Origin of the sequence: Spirillospora albida (genome assembly GCF_000718255.1) — a bacterium.
GTDB classification, from domain to species: Bacteria; Actinomycetota; Actinomycetes; order Streptosporangiales; family Streptosporangiaceae; genus Spirillospora; species Spirillospora albida.
Window position 1 is genome coordinate 1 of the sequence record NZ_JOFJ01000035.1, and the last position, 17,847, is coordinate 17,847.

At 71.3% G+C, this 17,847-nt stretch carries 15 protein-coding genes, 1 tRNA gene and 2 pseudogenes; 10 read left to right on the plus strand and 8 right to left on the minus strand.

All coding sequences use genetic code 11. From position 1 onward, the window contains the following. Both IE99_RS0127855 and IE99_RS0127860 read left to right on the plus strand, forming a co-directional pair. Window positions 1-899 (plus strand): annotated as a pseudogene (locus tag IE99_RS0127855) (hypothetical protein); the annotation flags it as partial. A 32-nt stretch (window positions 900-931) separates the two neighbouring features. Continuing rightward, complete coding sequence (locus tag IE99_RS0127860; RefSeq protein WP_211258951.1) at window positions 932-1,780, plus strand: TRM11 family SAM-dependent methyltransferase; 849 nt, start codon at window positions 932-934, stop codon at window positions 1,778-1,780. Window positions 1,781-2,566: 786 nt separating this feature from the next. Here the strand turns inward: IE99_RS0127860 and IE99_RS33290 are convergent. Continuing rightward, on the minus strand, window positions 2,567-3,070 hold the full coding sequence (locus tag IE99_RS33290) for a hypothetical protein (protein WP_245623371.1): 504 nt from the start codon (window positions 3,068-3,070) through the stop codon (window positions 2,567-2,569). An 18-nt stretch (window positions 3,071-3,088) separates the two neighbouring features. On the opposite strand from IE99_RS33290, the pseudogene IE99_RS33765 reads away from it, so the two are divergent. Next, window positions 3,089-3,577: pseudogene (locus IE99_RS33765) on the plus strand (recombinase family protein); the annotation flags it as partial. A 605-nt stretch (window positions 3,578-4,182) separates the two neighbouring features. Here IE99_RS33765 and IE99_RS0127880 read toward each other — a convergent pair. Together IE99_RS0127880 and IE99_RS0127885 are read right to left on the minus strand one after the other, a co-directional pair. Further along, window positions 4,183-4,255 (minus strand) — tRNA-Glu (locus IE99_RS0127880). Window positions 4,256-4,327: 72 nt separating this feature from the next. Beyond that, a complete protein-coding gene (locus IE99_RS0127885) occupies window positions 4,328-5,923 on the minus strand; it encodes a metallophosphoesterase family protein (RefSeq protein WP_245623372.1) in 1,596 nt (531 codons plus the stop codon). A gap of 23 nt (window positions 5,924-5,946) precedes the next feature. Between IE99_RS0127885 and IE99_RS0127890 the strand changes: the two genes are divergently transcribed. Next, window positions 5,947-6,297, plus strand: a complete 351-nt coding sequence (locus tag IE99_RS0127890; RefSeq protein ID WP_425423863.1) for a metallopeptidase family protein — start codon at window positions 5,947-5,949, stop codon at window positions 6,295-6,297. 109 nt (window positions 6,298-6,406) lie between these two features. After that, entirely contained in the window at window positions 6,407-7,738 is a 1,332-nt protein-coding gene (locus tag IE99_RS0127895; protein WP_051713443.1) for an MFS transporter, read from the plus strand. Here IE99_RS0127895 and IE99_RS0127900 read toward each other — a convergent pair. Then, window positions 7,735-8,073, minus strand: coding sequence for a PspC domain-containing protein (locus IE99_RS0127900; RefSeq protein ID WP_037560219.1), 339 nt, complete (start codon window positions 8,071-8,073; stop codon window positions 7,735-7,737). The genes IE99_RS0127895 and IE99_RS0127900 overlap by 4 nt on opposite strands. 130 nt (window positions 8,074-8,203) lie before the next feature. On the opposite strand from IE99_RS0127900, the gene IE99_RS0127905 reads away from it, so the two are divergent. The 4 genes from IE99_RS0127905 to IE99_RS0127920 all read left to right on the plus strand — a co-directional run bounded on the left by IE99_RS0127905 (window position 8,204) and on the right by IE99_RS0127920 (window position 11,197). Further along, a complete protein-coding gene (locus IE99_RS0127905; RefSeq protein WP_030177255.1) occupies window positions 8,204-9,355 on the plus strand; it encodes an acyl-CoA dehydrogenase family protein in 1,152 nt (383 codons plus the stop codon). Between the two features lie 39 nt (window positions 9,356-9,394). Continuing rightward, window positions 9,395-9,652 (plus strand): type II toxin-antitoxin system Phd/YefM family antitoxin, encoded by a 258-nt coding sequence (locus tag IE99_RS0127910; protein WP_030177256.1) that lies wholly within the window; start codon window positions 9,395-9,397, stop codon window positions 9,650-9,652. After that, the gene (locus IE99_RS0127915; protein ID WP_030177261.1) at window positions 9,637-10,038 is read left to right on the plus strand and encodes a type II toxin-antitoxin system VapC family toxin; all 402 of its coding nucleotides are present in this window, start codon (window positions 9,637-9,639) and stop codon (window positions 10,036-10,038) included. The genes IE99_RS0127910 and IE99_RS0127915 overlap by 16 nt, the downstream gene beginning before the upstream one ends. A 139-nt stretch (window positions 10,039-10,177) precedes the next feature. Then, window positions 10,178-11,197, plus strand: a complete 1,020-nt coding sequence (locus tag IE99_RS0127920; RefSeq protein ID WP_030177263.1) for an aspartate-semialdehyde dehydrogenase — start codon at window positions 10,178-10,180, stop codon at window positions 11,195-11,197. Between the two features lie 3 nt (window positions 11,198-11,200). On the opposite strand, the gene IE99_RS0127925 is transcribed toward IE99_RS0127920, so the two are convergent. The 4 genes from IE99_RS0127925 to IE99_RS0127940 form a co-directional block, all read right to left on the minus strand. Further along, on the minus strand, window positions 11,201-11,413 hold the full coding sequence (locus tag IE99_RS0127925) for a DUF2277 domain-containing protein (protein ID WP_030177264.1): 213 nt from the start codon (window positions 11,411-11,413) through the stop codon (window positions 11,201-11,203). Between the two features lie 321 nt (window positions 11,414-11,734). After that, on the minus strand, window positions 11,735-13,249 hold the full coding sequence (locus IE99_RS0127930; RefSeq protein WP_030177266.1) for a M28 family peptidase: 1,515 nt from the start codon (window positions 13,247-13,249) through the stop codon (window positions 11,735-11,737). Between the two features lie 75 nt (window positions 13,250-13,324). Then, on the minus strand, window positions 13,325-15,739 hold the full coding sequence (locus IE99_RS29875) for a M4 family metallopeptidase (RefSeq protein WP_245623373.1): 2,415 nt from the start codon (window positions 15,737-15,739) through the stop codon (window positions 13,325-13,327). Window positions 15,740-15,954: 215 nt separating this feature from the next. Beyond that, the gene (locus tag IE99_RS0127940; protein ID WP_030177270.1) at window positions 15,955-16,983 is read right to left on the minus strand and encodes an alpha/beta hydrolase; all 1,029 of its coding nucleotides are present in this window, start codon (window positions 16,981-16,983) and stop codon (window positions 15,955-15,957) included. Window positions 16,984-17,118: 135 nt separating this feature from the next. Between IE99_RS0127940 and IE99_RS0127945 the strand changes: the two genes are divergently transcribed. Next, window positions 17,119-17,787 carry an isocitrate lyase/PEP mutase family protein gene (locus IE99_RS0127945; protein ID WP_051713445.1) on the plus strand — a complete coding sequence of 223 codons (669 nt, stop codon included), beginning with the start codon at window positions 17,119-17,121 and terminating at the stop codon, window positions 17,785-17,787. The last annotated feature ends 60 nt before the right edge of the window (window positions 17,788-17,847 follow it).

The window sequence follows — 17,847 nt, forward strand, 5'->3', positions numbered from 1 at the left end:
TGGGTGAAATGCCGCCTCTGTCGTGCCAACGACCTTCCCTTCCGGTTCTCCCCAACCCTAGTTGGGGACCTGTCCGGAAGATCCGGGGCGCCTCAGAGATCACCTCTGACACCAACAAGGGTGTGCAGGCCGCCGGTCCGGCGGCGGGCCTTTGCCTGAGGCACCGGCAGATGGTCTGCCGGGAGCTGGCCCGGCACCTGATCGGCACCTGCACCTCCGAGGGCGACCTGGTCGCCGAAGGCTTCACCAGCAGCGAGGCCGCCCTGGTCGGCGCTGCCGACCTAGGCCGACGCGGTATCGCCCTGGTCCCGCACTTCCCGCTTGCCCAGCACATCGGGGCCCGCCTGCGCGCCACCCTGCCGGCGGAGCGGTTGGAGCGGGTGGAGATGCGGCCGGTCCGGCCCGACCAGATGGCACGCGGTTTGGCCGACCGCCTCGGCGAGGTCGGCCTGGTCATCGCCGCGCCACCGCCGTACGAGAGCGGTGGCAACCCACCGCGCAGGAGCACGGAACGCGGATGCCCGGCCTGCCGGGCGGACCTGTGGATGCTCAGCAGCGAACAACTCGGCCTGTTCCTGGCGTCGGCGTGGAAGGTGCTGCGACCGGGCGGCGTCCTTGCGATCATCACCACGGCCCGCCACCAGGTCGGACGCCTCATCGACCCGGCGCCGCGCATCATCCGCCAGGCTCAGGGGCTGGGGTTCCGCTACGTTCAGCACGTCATCGCGCTGCGCGTCCCCATCGACGGTGACACCTTGGCCGTCCAGGCCGGACCGGCCGACCTGGCCCAGCTCCGCCGGACCGGCTGCCACGCGCTGCCGCCGCCGGTGAGTGTTCACGCCGACGTCTGCCTTTTCATCAAACCCTCGGTTCGGCAGGAGAACGGGGGCGCCCGATGAACCAGAACCCTCTTGTCCCAGGGACGGGGTGGGTGTCGGTGCTGGCGACTGGACAGCGACCGTCCCGGTTGCAGCGCCAGGGACGCTACACAGCAGAGTCGATGCGCCACCCCGGCAAGATGCTGCCGGCCATCGCCGCCACCCTCATCGAGGCGTTCACGCTCCCTGGAGATCTGGTGGTCGACCCGATGTGCGGCATCGGCACAACTCTGGTCGAGGCCATTCACCTCGGCCGCAACGCCGCCGGAGTGGAGTACGAGGCCGACTTCGTCCACCTCGCACTGGGCAATCTGAGGCTCGCCCGCTCTCAAGGGGCCACAGGGACTCCGCAGATGGCCTGCGGGGACGCCCGCAGCATCGCCACCATCTACCGGGCGCTGCGCGGGAAGGCAGCGCTGGTGCTCACCTCACCACCGTACGGATCGCACACGCACGGGCACATCCGCTCCGGACGCGACAACGGCGGGGGGAAGATCGACAAGCGCCACCACCGCTACTCCACCGACCGCGGCAACCTCGCCCATCAGCCGCTGCCCGGCCTCCTGGACGGTTTTGGGCGCATCCTCGTCGGCAGCGCCACCTTGCTGCGACCCGGCGGTGTGATCGCGGTGACCGTCCGTCCCATCCGCGTCAAGGGCGAGCTGATCGATCTACCGGGCCAGGTCATCGACACTGCCTGTCAGAACGGTCTGGCGCTGACCGGTCGCCACGCCGCTCTCCTGGCGGGACTGCGAGACGGCCGACTGGTCAACCGGGCCTCCTTCTTCCAGATGCTCGAGACGCGCCGTGCCCGCGACCGAGGCATTCCCGCCTGTGCCACCGCCCACGAGGATCTCCTGCTCTTCCAGCCCGCGACCGACCTGCCGGAGGCGAACCGATGACCGAGAACCGACACAGGAGGCAGGCCGGGCGCCACCGGGGGCTGGAGATGCTGGCCATCCTTCAGACCGGTCTGTGCGGGCGCTGCGGGCGTGCCCGTTACGCCACCCGGCGCACCGCGCGGCAGGCCGTCCGCATCGCGGCCCCTGGTGTCCGGCTGCGCGCTGACCGGTGTGGCGATGCCTGGCACCTGACCAGTCCGCCGGGACGGCCTCAGCACATCACGCCGCCTGTCACCATGCCGCCCGTCAACGCGCAGACCGGTCTGCACTTCCACGGAAGTAGCAAGCGCCACAACCTCGAACGCCGCTGCAGCAAGTGCTGTAACGGCCGCCGCGTCTGCAGCCTTGTTCTTGAGCCTGAAGGTGTGCCGTCATGTGTGGCCCGGCCGCACACGGGCCACGACGTCCCCGCTCCCCGGCGGATGGCGAGCCGGTGAGCGAGCCGGAGAAGCAGAAACAGGCACGTACCGAGCAGCCTCAAATGACCTGGCGGCTGAACCTCGCGGACCCATCGGTCGAGAGTGAACTCGCCCGGGCACAGGCAGGCGCGATCAAGGAGGTGTTGACTTGGTGGGCGAATCACGCAGCCCGATCCCACTCGATGTGTTCACCAAAGGGACCCACAGCAGCCGATCCGCAGGACTGACCGGCCCCGGCGGGGGGTTTCGGCTGGACGGGCCGCTGCGGGTGGCCTTCGCGGGACGGACCTCGACCGAGGACAAGCAGGATCCGACCCTGTCGCTCCCGCGCCAACTCGCCAACAGCCAGACCGCGCTGCACACCGCGCTACCGGGCCAAGCCGTCATCGTCGCGCACTTCTACGACATCGAGTCCGGACGCAAGGATCTCGACGCACGTGGTTTCGGGCGTGGGCACGAGCGGTTCAACATCCCGATTCCGCGGGACGGCGGCATCCAGGACCTGCTGCTGGAGGCTGCCCAACCCGACCGACGGTTCGATGTGGTGATCTGTGAGTCCGTCGACCGGATCGCGCGCCGGACCTACGTCGGAACCCAGATCGAGAACACCCTGGAGAAGCTCGGCATCCCGCTGTGGGCGTCCGACGAACCGATCAGCCTGAACGGGAAACGCTCCTCCCAGGTGCTCACGCGACGGGTGAAGCAGGGGGTGGCCGAGTGGTACGTCCTGGAGATGCTGGAGAAGTCCTGGGGTGGGTTCGAGATCCACACCGAGCAGGGCTTCAACGTCGGGCGACCTCCGTACGGCTATCTGGCCCAGAAGGTCCCTCATCCGGTCGCCGCCCGCCGCGAACAGGGTGCGACCAAGCACGTGCTGATCCCCGATCCAGTGCGTGGGCCGGTCGTCCAGACGATCTTCGAGATCCGCATCGCCGAACGCCTCGGTTATGAGGCGATCGCCGACCGGTTGAACGTCGATCTGGAGCGGTACCCGGCGCCTGTCGCCACGGCGAAGACCCGCACCGTGGGCAGATGGACCTACTCCTCAGTTCGAGACGTCCTGTCCAATCCCAAGTACACCGGCTACATGGTGTGGAACCGAAAGGCGACCTCCTCGGCGGGGGGAAGGAACAACCCGCCCGAGGCGTGGGTGTGGTCCAGCGAACCCACCCACCCAGGTCTCGTCAGCGTCAAGACCTTCGTCGAAGCGCAGCAAGTAGCACTGGTCCGGAGACGGTCTCGCAGCCGTCCCGGCCGAACCGATGCCGAAGACACCGAACACCCGTACGTCCTGCGGTCCTTCATCACCTGTGCCGACTGCGAACGCCGGATGTTCGGCAAGAACGATCGGGGACGGCTGTACTACGTCTGCAGCCCGAAACGCTCTCACCTGCCTGAAGGGCATCCCGCAGTGGTGCGGATCCGTGAAGAGCCTCTCATCGCGGGGCTGAACGACTTCTTCAATCGGGAGATCTTCGGCGCCCATCGCCGGGAGCGTCTTGAGACGCTGCTCGTCCGGCTGGACGATCGACATCTGCGTGAACATGAAGCGCATGTCGCAGCCCTGGAAACCAAGATCGCGGATCTCGGTCGTCGCCGGGCGCGGGTGCTGGATCCGCTTGAACAACTGGATGATCCCAGCCAGGCGTTCGTCCAGAACATCAACGAACGCGCCGCTCAGATCGCCGCCGACCTGGAAGCCGCACAAGCCAAGCTACGGGAAGTCCGGAGTACGGCGCCCCCGCGCCCCTACCCTGAACTGCTGGATCTGCTTCCGGCCGGAGCGATCGATCTGGGGCGGGTTCCGGGGCCGGTGCTGCGGCGGCTGCTGGATGTGTTCCGGCTGCGGATGCGCTACGACCGGAAGACCGGCCGCATGGACTGCGAGGTCACGATCACGTCCGAGATCGTCGGCACCCAACACGACGCGGCGGCTGCGGCGATTGGGGCCGCCGAAACGGGACCGCGCGCCGGTCTACGGCGTACCCCCTACCGGATTCGAACCGGCGCTACCGCCTTGAAAGGGCGGCGTCCTAGGCCGCTAGACGAAGGGGGCCCACGGTGACGGTGGTGACCGTCACTCGACCTGGTCAAGCATAGGGGACAGGGTGGGGCGGCGCGCAAACGGTTACCGGGGTTCCTCCGATCGCGATCCGGACGGGGTCGGGGACGGGCTGGTCGCGGGCCATTCGGTCGGGAACGGGGACGTCGGGGACGGGGCCGGGGACGGCGGCGGCGGCGTGATCGCCCGGTCCGGATGCGGTTCCAGGGTCCGCTCGATCTGGGCGGACGTGAGGCCCAGGCCGCCCAGGCGCAGGTCGTCCCAGCCCTGGAGGCGGTGCGTCGCCCGGCTGAAGTACAGGACCGACAGCTCGATCGGGGTCGGCTCCTCGTGCTCGAGGCCGCGCAGGCCCGCGCCGCCCGTGGAGCCCTGGACGAACAGGCGGCTGCCCGACGGCAGGAGCTTCGTGGAGCGGGTGTGGGTGTGGCCGGCCAGGATCAGCGGCGTCAGGCCGGAGAACGCGGCGGCTTCATTCGGGTCGTGGGCGACGGCGATGTCGGGGACGTTGCCGGTGCCGCGCAGCTTTTCGGCCAGCAGGAGGCCCTGGGCGCGGAGCTGGTCGGCGCCCACGTAGTCGTCCCGGGTGCTCTTGTCCGGGGTGAAGCGGGGGTCGCCGACGCCGTAGATGCGCAGGCCCTTCACTTCGCGGGTCTCGTCGTCCAGGACGATGGCGTTCTTCTGGCGGGCGACGGCCTGCTGGGTGCCCTTGGAGTCGTGGTTGCCCCGGACGTAGACGTAGGGGACGCCCAGTTCGGATATCTCGTCGGCGAAGCGGTCCTCCGGCTTGCTGCCGTGGTCCATGAGGTCGCCGCTGTCGATGATCAGGTCGACCTTGAACTGGGTGCTGACGGACTTGATGATGTTCCACGCCGTGGGGTTGATGTGGATGTCGGACACGTGCAGGACGCGGAGGGTGGACGGGTCGGGCTGGTAGGTGGGGAGCTGCGAGGTCGTCGTGTAGAGCTCGGAGACGTTGCTGACGAGGCGGGCGAGCTGGGTGCGGTACGCGGAGAAGCGCTCGACGACGCCGCGCGCGTCGCCGACGACCTGGGGGGCGTTCGACAGCAGGCCCGTGTAGCGGGGCTCGGCGACGGACTGGGGGTTGAAGCTGAGCCAGGCGACGAGGGTGACGGCGACGAGCCCGACCGCGCCGGACGAGAGACCGAGCACGGCGCGGCGCAGGGAGCGGAACAGAGCGAGGGACCCGAGGAACGACGCGGCCAGCGCGATGAGCCCGGCGCGGATGAGGAGGACCACGACGCCGTGCCAGAGGTCGGCGGCGATGCGGTCGGTGACGTGGTCGATTTCGGTGTCGGACTCGATCAGTTTGCGCGCCTCGTCCGTGCGCAGGTCCGTGACGGTGGCCTCGAGCGCGACGGGCCCCCAGTGGGTGTCGAGTTCGAGGGCGCCGAGGGGCGGCAGTTCGATCCGGGTGCCGCCGGACCAGGCGGGGTGGAGGGTCAGCTGGACTTCGGTGGGGCCGACGGGGGTCTCGGCGCGGCCGCCGAGGACGAGCCCGATATAGCCCGCGCCGAGGCCGACGAGCACCACCAGGGTGAGGCGGGCCCAGCGTCCGGTGGCGGCGGTCCGGAGGGAATGCCCGAGGGGGCGGAGACGGGTGAGAGTTCGCGACAGGGCGGGACGGACGTGAGTCCGTAGCACTGATCCTCCTTTTGTCGAGCAGAATGGCCGGTGTGATCGATATGCCGAGGGAGGCGTTCGAGGACCTGGTCGCGGAGGCCCTCGACAGCGTCCCGCAGGAGCTGACCGCGCACATGCGGAACGTCGTCATCGTGGTCGAGGACGACGCGCCTGAGCCCGGACTGCTCGGTCTTTATCAGGGCATACCCCTCACGGAGCGCGGCGACTGGTACGGGGCCGTGCTGCCCGACCACATCTCGATCTACCGGCGGGAGATCCTGGGCATCTGCGACACCCCGGAGGACGTGGTCGAGGAAGTGCGGATCACTGTCGTCCACGAGATCGCCCACCATTTCGGGATCGATGACCGTCGCCTCCATGAGCTGGGGTACTGAGCCCTGCGGCAAAAGAGTTTCACCAATCAGGCACTGTAGGTCACACGACTGCCACGCTGCGTGAGTTAATAGGAAGGTCGTCGTCCAGGACGGCTGAACTGGAGCGTGCGTGGCGGGAAGGCGGGTCGGCGGCCGGCATCGGCGTCCGCCGGAAGAGCAGGCGACCTACCGCGAGGTGTTCGCGGTAGGCGAGTTCCGTGCCCTCTGGACGGCGCAGGCGCTGTCCTCCGTAGGCGACCAGCTCGCCCAGGTGGCGCTGGCCGTCCTGGTGTTCCAGAAGACGAACTCGGCGCTGCTGACGGCGGTCGCGTACGCCCTCACCTACCTGCCGCCGATCGTCGGCGGGCCGGTGCTGTCCGGCCTCGCCGACCTGTTCCCCCGCCGCACGGTCATGGTCGTCTGCGACGTGCTGCGGGCCGTGCTGGTGGCGGTCATGGCGGTCACGCCGATGCCGTTCGTCCTGCTGTGCGGGCTGGTGTTCCTGACCGTTCTGCTGGGCGCGCCGTTCTCGGCCGCGCGGGCGGCGGTGCTGCCGGACGTCCTGTCCGGCGATCGGTACGTGGCCGGCACGGCGATCAACAACATGACCCATCAGGGCACGCAGATGCTGGGCTTCCTGGCCGGCGGCGCGATCGTCGCGGTCGTCGGCACCCATGAGGCGCTGGCCCTGGACGCGCTGACCTTCGGCCTGTCGGCGCTGCTCCTGATCGGCGGGGTGCGGGCGCGGCCGGCGCCCAGGCGGCGCGAGCGCGAGCCCGCAGGGCTGTGGCGGGGCACGCGGGACGGGGCGCGGCTGGTGTTCGGCGACCGGACGCTGCGGTCGATCGTCGCGTTCGCGTGGCTGTGCGCGTTCTACACGGTCCCCGAAGGGCTGGCGGCCCCGTACGCGGCGACGTTCGACGGCGGCGCCGGCACGGTGGGGCTGCTGATGTCGGCGATGCCCGCGGGCATGGTGACCGGCATGTTCCTGTTCAGCCGGTTTGTCCGTCCGACTGATCGGCTGCGCGCGATGGGCTGGATGTCGATGCTGGCGTCCCTGCCGCTGGTGGTGTCGGCGACTCATCCGCCGCTGTGGGCGGTGGTGGCGCTGTGGGCGATGTCGGGGCTGGGCAGCGCGTACCAGCTCGCGGCGAACGCGGCGTTCGTCGCGGCCGTCCCCGCGGCCGGGCGCGGGCAGGCGTTCGGGCTGGCCCAGTCCGGCATCCTGGCCGGACAGGGCCTCGGCATCCTGGCGGGCGGGGCCGCTGCGCAGTTCCTCGGCCCCGAGGCGGTCGTCGCGCTGGCGGGCGTCCTCGGAGTGTCGGCCGCCGCGATGCTGACGCTGGGCTGGCACCAGATCCGCGGCGGCGTCATCGCCGCCATGCAGGGGGACGCCGAGGCCGTGCCCGTCGACGTCCCGTCCCGCCCGGCGGAGGTGTCCCGCTCGGCGGCCGCCGGCTAGACGGTCGTGCGGGTCTTGTTCAGGCCGTCCTTCGCCTTCTGGACGGTGTCCTGGACGGTCGGGGAATCGCTCGCCTTCCGGATCAGGTCCTCGGCGATCGACGTCGGGGCGCCCTCCTCGGGGATCAGCACCCACGCGATCACGTAGAGGGCGATCCCGGCACCGCCGAACAGGGTGAAGGCGCCGAGGCCGAGGCGGACCATGTTGGGGTCGACGTTCATGTAGCGGCCCACGCCGGAGCAGACGCCCGCGAGGAGGCGACCCTCCCGCGTGCGGCGCAGCTGCTGGGTCGGGGTCGGGGTCGAGGTGCCGGTGATGTTCTTGTCCATGTCCATGACCTCGATCCTGCCCACTCGCCGCCGGTTATGACATCGGGATCGTCCCTGACTCGTCCCTGAGCCCGACCCCGGGACGGCGACGTCATACCCTGGCGACCGAAAGGTCCCGGAGAGAGGATGCCCCCGCATGGACGTGCTGCGCGTCGACGACCGGCTGACGGACGAGGAGCGCCTCGTCCGCGACACGGTACGGGGGTTCGTCGCGGAGAGGATCGCGCCGCATCTGGCCGGCTGGTTCGAGGACGGCACGTTCCCGGCCCGCGAGCTGGCGCCGGAACTCGGCGAGCTGGGGCTGCTGGGCATGCATCTGCGCGGCCACGGCTGCGCCGGGACGAGCGCCGTCGCGTACGGGGTGGCGTGCCGCGAGCTGGAGGCGGCGGATTCGGGGCTGCGCAGCTTCGTGTCCGTCCAGGGGTCCCTGGCGATGGCGGCGATCCACAAGTACGGGTCGGAGGAGCAGAAGCGCGAGTGGCTGCCGCGCATGGCGGCCGGCGAGGCGATCGGCTGCTTCGGGCTGACCGAGCCCGATCGCGGCTCCGACCCGGGCGACATGCGCACGCACGCCCGCCGCGACGGGACCGACTGGGTGCTGAACGGCGCCAAGATGTGGATCACGAACGGCTCGGTCGCCGATGTGGCCGTCGTGTGGGCGCGGACCGACGACGGCATCCGCGGCTTCCTCGTCCCGGCGGGGACGCCGGGGTTCACGGCGAGCGACATCCACCGGAAGCTGTCGCTGCGGGCGTCCGTCACCTCGGAACTGGTGCTGGACGACGTGCGCCTGCCCGCCGACGCGATGCTGCCGGACGTGAAGGGCCTGAAGGGCCCGCTCGGCTGCCTGTCGGAGGCCCGCTACGGCATCCTCTGGGGCGCGGTCGGCGCGGGCCGCTCCTGCTACGAGGCGGCCGTCGACTACGCCAGGACCCGCGAGCAGTTCGGCAAGCCGATCGGCGCGTTCCAGCTCACCCAGGAGAAGCTCGCCTGGATGGAGGTCGCGCTGGGCCAGGCGGGCCTGACCGCCCTGCACATCGGCCGCCTGAAGGATGAGGGCACCGTCACACCGCAGCAGGTCTCGTTCGGCAAGCTCGCGAACGTCCGCGCCGCGATCGACGTGGCCCGCCAGGCCCGGACGATCCTCGGCGCCAACGGCATCACGCTGGAGTATCCGGTGATCCGCCACATGAACAACCTGGAGAGCGTCCTCACCTACGAGGGGACGCAGGAGGTGCACCTCCTGACCCTGGGCAAGGCCATCACCGGTCTGGACGCCTTCCGCTGACACCCGGGACAGAATCTGATAATCAGATATGATGGTGCCATGCGGAATTGGACGGCCACCGAGGCGTCCAGGAGGTTCTCGGAGCTCCTCGACGCGATCGAGCACGGCGAGACCATCACGATCACCCGCGGGAACCGCGCCATCGCCGAGATCGGGCCGGCTCGCCGCCGCACGGGGGCGGACTTGCGCGCGGCGCTCGCCGACGTACCGCCGCCGGACGACCGGTTCGAGGCGGACATCGACGCGGCCCGGCACCTGCTGACCGCGGATGAGGGCGACCCGTGGGCCGACGCCTGATCCTCGACACCAACGTGCTGATCGCCTACGAGCGCGGCACCATCGACCGTCTCGCGCTCGACGGCGACGACCTCGCCGTCGCCGCGGTGACGGTCGCCGAGTACCGGAGCGGGATCGAGCTCGCCGACTCGGCGGAGCGCGCCGCGGCCCGCTCCCGCGCCCTCGCGGCGATCACGTCCGTGATCGAGGTGCTGGACTACACCGCGACCACCGCCGTCCACCACGCCCGGCTGATCGCGGACGTCCGCCGGGCCGGGGCACCGCGCGGCGCGCACGACCTGATCATCGCCGCGCACGCCCTGGAGACGGGACGCGTCGTCCTCAGCCGCGACGCGAAGGCACGCTTCGCCGGACTGTCCGGGGTCGTGGCCGACACACCCGCCTGACGGCCCGCGGTGTGAGGTCCGTTAAGTAGTGCTTCACGGCGGGATGAAGGCATATTGACTGGACGTTGCAACTTCGCCGGGGGCAGACTCGTTGTCCCAGGTCAAGCCATTTACGCGAAGCCATGATCAGAGGAGCGGCATGAGGATCGGGATCGTCGGGGCCACCGGGCAGGTCGGGGGCGTGATGCGCGGCATCCTCGCCGAGCGCGGGTTCCCGGCCGAGGAACTGCGGCTGTTCGCGTCGGCGCGGTCGGCCGGGCGGAGGCTGCCCTGGAACGGCACCGAGGTCTCGGTCGAGGACGCCGCGACCGCCGACTTCCGCGGGCTCGACATCGTGCTGTTCTCGGCGGGCAAGGGCTCGTCCCTCGCGCTCGCGCCGAAGGTCGCCGCCGCCGGGGCCGTCGTGATCGACAACTCGTCGGGCTGGCGGATGGACCCGGACGTCCCGCTCGTCGTCTCCGAGGTCAACCCGCACGCCGCCCGCGTCCGGCCCAAGGGGATCATCGCGAACCCCAACTGCACCACGATGGCCGCGATGCCGGTGCTGCGCCCGCTGCACGAGGAGGCGGGGCTGGCCGCGCTCGTCGTGTCCACCTACCAGGCGGTGTCCGGCAGCGGCCTCGCCGGTGTCGCCGAGCTTCACGAGCAGGCGGGGAAGGTCATCGGGACCGCCGACCGGCTCACCCACGACGGCGCGGCGGTCGAGTTCCCCGACCCGAAGGTCTACGTGCGGCCGATCGCGTTCAACGTCCTGCCGATGGCCGGCTCGATCGTGGACGACGGTCTCGGCGAGACCGACGAGGAGCAGAAGCTCCGCAACGAGAGCCGCAAGATCCTGGAGATCCCGGGGCTGAAGGTCTCCGGCACCTGCGTGCGGGTGCCGGTGTTCACCGGCCACTCCCTGCAGATCAACGCCCGGTTCGACCGGCCGATCTCGCCGGAGCGCGCCGCCGAGCTGCTCGCCGGCGCCCCGGGTGTCGTGCTGTCGGACGTCCCGACGCCGCTGCAGGCCGCCGGGCAGGACCCGACGTACGTGGGCCGCATCCGGCGCGACGAGACCGTCGAGAACGGCCTCGCGCTGTTCTGCTCCGGCGACAACCTCCGCAAGGGCGCGGCGCTCAACGCCGTGCAGATCGCCGAGCTGGTCGCCGCCGAGTAGCGGTCACCTGCTCCCTCTGACCTCAAGGGCGTCGAGGAGCGCGGCCGTGCTGCGCGCCACCTCCTCGACGGCCCGGTCGAACGCCTCCGCGTTGTGGGACGCGGGGGCGCGGAACCCGGAGATCTTCCTGACGTACTGGAGCGCCGCCGCGCGGATGTCGTCGTCGGTGACGTCCTCGGCGAACGGCGGGCGGAGCGTCTTGATGCTGCGGCACATGCCCCCATTGTGACCGGGGCCACCGACAGGGCGCCGGGTCCGGGCCGCCGCGGGATCGGTGGGGAGCCACCGCGGCGGCCCGGAGCGGGGATGGGGCCGGTGGAGCTGGACGCGGATGCGGCCGGACGGGGGACGGCCGCATCCGCGGGCGTGCGAGGCCGTGGGCGTCCGCCCGGCCCGGGTGAGCTGATCAAGAGTGCACCGTGCCGGTGGCGGCCCCGTCAACCGATCCATGCCGGACTGGATTTTCAATGTTGACGAGACAGCCGGTGAAACTCTTGAAACAGCCTTCCGAGCTGGGCGGACGCCCCGGCCGCCGGGTCATCCCGTGATCGTGACGTCGTCCAGGCCGGCCTCGATGAGGCTGCCGGTCCCGGCGTCCGCGGCGTCCACGAGGATGCGGATCGACTGCCCCGCGTAGGCGGAGATGTCGGCGGTCTGGGTCCGCCAGGCCCCGGCCCTGTTCGCCGCCGACCCGGCCTGGTTCAGCACGGTCGCCGTCCCGTTGGGCCCGACGATCCGGACCCGCAGGTAGTCCGTCGAGGACGCGTTGTTCAGGTGGGCGAGGAACCACGCGAACGACAGCGTCCGCGCCCCGGCGGGCACGGCGATCGGCGCGGACTGGATGCTCGTCGTCCCGCCGTCGACGTCGTTCGCCCCCGCGGATGAACCCGCGGAGGCGCCGGTGACCAGGGCGCCGCTTCCGGACGCCGCGGCGATCTGGAGGCTCGTGCCGGAGCTGCTCGTGGGCTGCGGGACGCCCCGCTCGAACCGGCCCGCGGTGGCGGTGTCGGTCCCGGACGGGTTCGCCGTCCAGCCCCGGTCGCCCTCGAGGTCGTCGCTGTAGAGGACGTCGCCGGGCGGCCCGCCCGTCCCGCCGAGGGTCCAGATCGCGTGCGCGATCGCGTCGGAGTTCCGGTCGAGGGCGGTGTCGTTGATGTTGGACGTGGTGTCGCAGGACGAGTGGTAGCAGCGGTCGAACGCGACGCCCGCCGTGCCGCCCCACAGCTGCGCCTGCGCGGTCGTCTTGCGGCCCTCGGCGCCCGTGAACAGGCCGCCTGCGGGGATCCCGACGCGGATGAACGGCCCGTAGTCGGAGCGGCCGTCGAACGCGGTGTCCTGGACGGTGACGCCGATCGAGGTGAAGTGCTGCCGCAGCACCCGCTCGATCTCAGCGGACCCGGCCGGGCCGCCGCTGCCGCTGGACCCGTCGCCGTCGTAGGCGAAGTAGCCCGGGTTCGGGGAGCCGATCATGTCGAAGTTCAGGTAGCCCCCGATCTTCGCGCGTTCGGCGGACGGCAGGTTGTTGACGTAGTGGTTCGAGCCGATCAGGCCGAGCTCCTCGGCGCCCCACCAGGCGAACCGCAGGTGCCGGTCGGGCTGGTAGCCCTCGCGGGCGACGGTGAGCGCGGTCTCCAGGATCGCGGCGGAGCCGGACCCGTTGTCGTTGATCCCGGCGCCGGAGCCGACGCTGTCGAGGTGCGCGCCCGTCATCAGGACGTTGTTCGCGTCGCCGCCCGGCCGGTCGGCGATCAGGTTGTAGCCGGTGGCGCCGTTGTAGGTGAACGACTGGATCACGGTCTGGTAGCCGGCCGCGTCCAGTTTCGCCTTCACGTAGTCGAGGGACGCCCGGTAGCCGGGACGGCCGTGGGCGCGGTTGCCGCCGTTGGCGGTCGCGATGCTCTGCAGCTGCGCCAGGTGCGCCTTGACGTTCGCCAGGGAGATGTCCGGTGCGGCGACGGCCGCCGCCGTGCGGGGCGCGGCGCCCGCGGACGGCGCGAGGGCCGCGAGGGCCAGTACGGCCGCCCCCGCGGCCGCGATGGTGCGCGATCTCATGGTGTTCCTCCAGGGGGCGGCCCGTGGCGGGACGGAGGCCCGCCACGGGCCGGGCAGGGGGTGATGGAGAGGGGGTCAGGCCTGGGTGATGGAGACGTTGTCGATGCCGCCCTCGACGAGGCTGGCGCCGCCGGCGTCCGCGGCGTCGACCACGATGCGGACCGACTGGCCCGCGAACGCGGACAGGTCGAAGCTCGCGGTCTGCCACGACCCGGCCCGGTTGGTGAGCCCGCCGGTCTGGTTGAGGACGGTGCTCGTCCCGTTGGCCCCGACGACGCGGACCCGCAGGTAGTCGGCCGTGGAGCTGTTGTCCAGGTGGGCGAAGTACCACGAGAAGCGCAGCGTCAGCGTCCCGCTGCCGGGCAGCGCGATCGCCGGGGACTGGATGCTCGTCGTCCCGCCGTCGAGGTCGTAGGTCCCCGCGCTGGTTCCGGCGGACGCGCCGGTGACCAGGTCGCGGGTGCCGCCGGCGGCGGCGAGCTGCAGGTTCGTCCCGCTGTAGGTGGTCGGCTGCGGGGCGCCCCGCTCGAAGCCGCCCGCGGTGGCGGTGTCGGTGCCGCCGGGGTCGGCGTCCCAGCCCTTGTCGGTCTCGAAGTCGTCCGAGAAGACGGTGCCGCCCGGCCCGCCGGAGCCGACGGTCAGCGTGTAGGTGGCGGTCCGGTCGACGGACGCGCCGTCACCGAGGACCGTCAGCCGGTACGTGCCGTCCGGGGTGCCGGAGGGGACGTTCACCGTCATCGTCGAGGAGCCGCCGGACGTCACCGACGCGGGCGAGAACGTCGCGGTCGGCCCGGCCGGGCTGCTGGTCGCCGACAGTTGGACGGTCTGCGCGCTCCCACCGGTCGTGGCGGTGCTCACCCCGACGGTCACGGACCCGCCGGGCTGCGCGCTCCCGGACGCCGGGTTCAGCGTCAGCGAGAAGTCGTTCTGCTGCGTGCCGCAGGACGCCTCACCGCTCTGGGCGGGGACGCTCACGGCGCTCCACGCCGCCTTGACCGCGTTGCACTCGGTCGCGGAGCCGGGGAACAGCGCGATCGCCGCGTTGACGGTCTCGAGGCGGGCGCGCGCGTGGCTCCACGCCGTGACCTTGCGGTTCAGGCCGCCCATGAAGATCTGGCCGGCCTTCTGGACGCCGATTCCCGTCACGGTGGAGCCGTTGCAGGTCGGGCTGGCGGGCTGGCCGTTGGTCGGGTTCGATCCCTCGGCGAGCAGGTAGAACCAGTGGTTCTGCGGGCCGGCCGCCGCGTGCACCTCGGTGCTCGGGATGGACGACGAGTAGCAGTTCGGGTCGCCGAGCGCCCCGGGGTTGTACATGTTGCGGATCGGGCCGCTGCCGACCAGGTCGACCTCCTCGCCGATCAGGTAGTCCGGCGGGTCGAGGGAGGACGGCTCGTTCGCGAAGAACTCGGTCAGGGTGCCGAAGATGTCGCCCGCCGACTCGTTCAGGCCGCCCTTCTCGTTGCCGTTGCCGCCGCCGGAACCGCCGGGCGTGTTCTGGAAGATGGCGTGGCCGTTCTCGTGGGCGACGACGTCGGTGGACGTGGCCTGCTTGGTGCCGGCCTGGTTGTGGCCGTAGTTGGTGTAGCTGCCGTTCCAGTAGGCGTTGACCTGGTTGAGGCCGACGCGGGCGGGGAACCCGCCGCCGCTGCCGTTCATGCCGTTGCGGCCGAGCCAGGAGCCGAGCATCTCCCACTGCTTCTGGATGGCGTAGAGGGCGTCGACGCAGGCGGTCTCCAGGTCGGTGCCGCTGCCGTTGCCCCACACGCTGTCGGTGCCGGTGAAGGTGCTGCCGTTCTGGCCGCCGCACCGGACGCCGGAGCGGGTCGGGTGCGCCATGGACGTCGCGGCGGTGGCGAGGTCGACGGTGCCGTGGTAGTTGCTGCGGTCGTCGGCCGCGTGCACGACCTCGTCCCAGGTCTCGGTGACCTTGCCGGTCCGGGCGTCGACGAGGACGTGCAGCTTCGTCTCGGCCTTCTTCTTCATGCCGGTGACGACGGTCTCGTAGACGAGCTTCCCGGTGCCTTCGGCCACGACCATCAGGCGGGGCGCGGAGACGGATTCGGCCTTGTCGACCTTCGCGCGGGCCGTCTTCGCGGCGGCCTCGGCGGAGATCCCCGCCTCGGTCGACACGTCGAGCTTCTGGCGCTGCGCGACGGACGCGTCCAGCACGCCGCCGGTCGCGTTGGTGGTGACGACGAAGTCGCCGCCGTAGACGGGCAGGCCCTTGTACGTCCGCTCGTAGGCGACGTGCTGCAGGCCGCGGAGCCCGGACACGACGCCCCTGCGGACGATCCTGTCCTGGGGGGCCTTCCGGAACACGGAGGGGCGTGCGGTGACCAGCCGGTCGGCGGACGCGGCGGCGACGGCGCGGGGGTCGGGCGCCGGCGCGGCCGCGGCGGTGCCGGGGGTGGCACCTGTGGCGGGGGCGGACATCGCCACGGCGAGGCCGACGGCAAGTGCCGCCGCCCCGAACGCGGTCGTGTGTCTCACGGGGGGCTCCTTCCACGGGCCGGGCGGGCGCGCGGCGGGGAGGTCCTTGTGGGAGCGCTCCGCGCGGCCCGGTCCCGCCCAGCGGGGACTGGGGGGTTGGACGGCTCATCCGGATGAGTCGTCCTGAAGTGCACCCCCATGCGAGAAAGGAGTCAATGAATAAATTTCATATTGGATTTTCAATACGGGGGGAGATGTGAATGGAAACGCCGTGATCAGGGGGCGATGCGCGCCGCCAGCCACGCCAGCGCCATCGGGTACCGGTAGTCGATGCCGCCGTGCGCCGCGTCGAACAGCTCGAACCGGACCCGTCCGGGGTCGGCCCCGGCGTCCAGGACGGCCCGGTGGAACGCCTCCGCGCCCACGTCCAGGAACCACTCGTCGCGCGTCCCGCCGTCGATCCAGATCGCCCGCTGCGACCGCAGGGCCGCGGCGTGCTCTGGAGCCATCCGGACCGGGTCCCAGGCGAGCCACCGCTCCCACACGTCCGGGCGCAGGACGCCCGTGACCGGGTCGAACGGCAGCTCCGGCGCGCCGTCCTCGCGCGCCGAATAGCAGAGCGCCATGCCGAGGATGTTGAGGAGGTCCATGTCCTCCGGCTTGGTGAAGGACGTCCGGGAGGTGAAGTCGTCCCACCATCGCCATATGTCGCCGTCGTAGGCGCGCAGATGCCGGACGCATTTCGGGAATTCCGGCAGGTAGCAGTACTCGAACAGCGCGTCGCCCGCATGGGTCGCGAGCGCGCCGAACAGGTCCGGCCGCAGCATCGGCGTGATCATCGCGCCGTAGCCGCCGCTGGACTTGCCGCTGATCGCCCGGTGCTCCGGCGCGTCCAGCGTCCGGTAGCGGGCGTCGACCCACGGGACGATCTCGTCGCACAGGTAGGAGTGGTAGCGGCCCGTGCCGGGGGAGTCGACGTACTGGCTGCCCCCGTGCGCGGTCCACGCGTCCACGAACACGACGATCGCGGGCGGCGCCTCACCGGACGCGAACACCGCGTCGGCCGTCTCGGGGAACGGCCGCCGGTACGGCGTCCGGTTCCGCCATATCCCGACGTGCCCGGTGAACCCGGTGATCACGTACACGCTCGGGTACCGCCGTCCGGGATCGTCGTCGTACCCGGGCGGGACGTACACCAGCAGGGGCCGCTCGTGCGGATCGCCCAGCGGGTTCCCCCGCAGCAGCTCGCTCTCGACGACGTGCTCGGTCAGCCGTCCCGCGAGATCCGAAGACCACGGCAGCATGGCACCCTCCTTCAGGACGATCGTTCCCTCGACGCTAACCCGCCGCCCGGCGAAGATCGACGGGTCGGCCTCCGGAGATCGGATGTCACGAAGTCCGGCCCCGGACCGTCCCAGGGGGAGACAGAAGGAGAGACCATGACCGATGCCGCACGCCTCCGAGCCCTGCACGTCCCCGGCGATCCGCTGCTCCTGCCCAATGTGTGGGACGCGGGCAGCGCCCAGATCGTCCAGGAGGCGGGATTCCCCGCGCTCGCCACCGCCAGCGCGGCCGTCGCCGCGATGCTCGGATACCCCGACCACGAGGGCGCCCCGGTGGACGAGATGCTCGCCGCCGCCGCCCGCGTGATCGGGGCCGCGTCCGTGCCGGTGACCGTGGACGCCGAGGCGGGCTACGGCCTCGAACCCGCGGACCTGGCCCGCCGCCTCCTCGCGATCGGCGCGTCCGGCTGCAACATCGAGGACACCCGCGGCGGCGCGCCCGTCGACCCGGAGGTCCAGGCGGCCTACATCGCCGGCGTCCGCGCCGCCGCCGGCGACGACCTGGTGATCAACGCCCGCGTCGACACGTTCCTGCGCGGCGGTACGCCGGACGAGGCGGTCGTGCGCGGCCGCCGCTACCTGGAGGCCGGGGCGGACTGCGTCTACCCGATCCTCGCGCCGCGCGAGGCCGTCTCGCACCTGGTGGAGGCGCTTCCCGGCCCCGTCAACGTGTTCAAGGCACCGGACGTCCCGCTGAAGGAGCTGGTGGCCGCCGGGGTGGCCCGCGTGAGGCGCCCCGGATCTTCCGGACAGGTCCCCAACTAGGGTTGGGGAGAACCGGAAGGGAAGGTCGTTGGCACGACAGAGGCGGCATTTCACCCAGGA

Excerpts from the sequence above, each read along its gene's own strand:
- IE99_RS0127890 (WP_425423863.1), top strand. The coding sequence starts at position 5,947 with ATGGCCGGTGTGATCGATATGCCGAGGGAGGCGTTCGAGGACCTGGTC.
- IE99_RS0127900 (WP_037560219.1), bottom strand. The coding sequence starts at position 8,073 with ATGGACATGGACAAGAACATCACCGGCACCTCGACCCCGACCCCGACC.
- IE99_RS0127905 (WP_030177255.1), top strand. The coding sequence starts at position 8,204 with ATGGACGTGCTGCGCGTCGACGACCGGCTGACGGACGAGGAGCGCCTC.
- IE99_RS0127910 (WP_030177256.1), top strand. The coding sequence starts at position 9,395 with ATGCGGAATTGGACGGCCACCGAGGCGTCCAGGAGGTTCTCGGAGCTC.
- IE99_RS0127920 (WP_030177263.1), top strand. The coding sequence starts at position 10,178 with ATGAGGATCGGGATCGTCGGGGCCACCGGGCAGGTCGGGGGCGTGATG.
- IE99_RS0127925 (WP_030177264.1), bottom strand. The coding sequence starts at position 11,413 with ATGTGCCGCAGCATCAAGACGCTCCGCCCGCCGTTCGCCGAGGACGTC.
- IE99_RS0127930 (WP_030177266.1), bottom strand. The coding sequence starts at position 13,249 with ATGAGATCGCGCACCATCGCGGCCGCGGGGGCGGCCGTACTGGCCCTC.
- IE99_RS0127940 (WP_030177270.1), bottom strand. The coding sequence starts at position 16,983 with ATGCTGCCGTGGTCTTCGGATCTCGCGGGACGGCTGACCGAGCACGTC.
- IE99_RS0127945 (WP_051713445.1), top strand. The coding sequence starts at position 17,119 with ATGACCGATGCCGCACGCCTCCGAGCCCTGCACGTCCCCGGCGATCCG.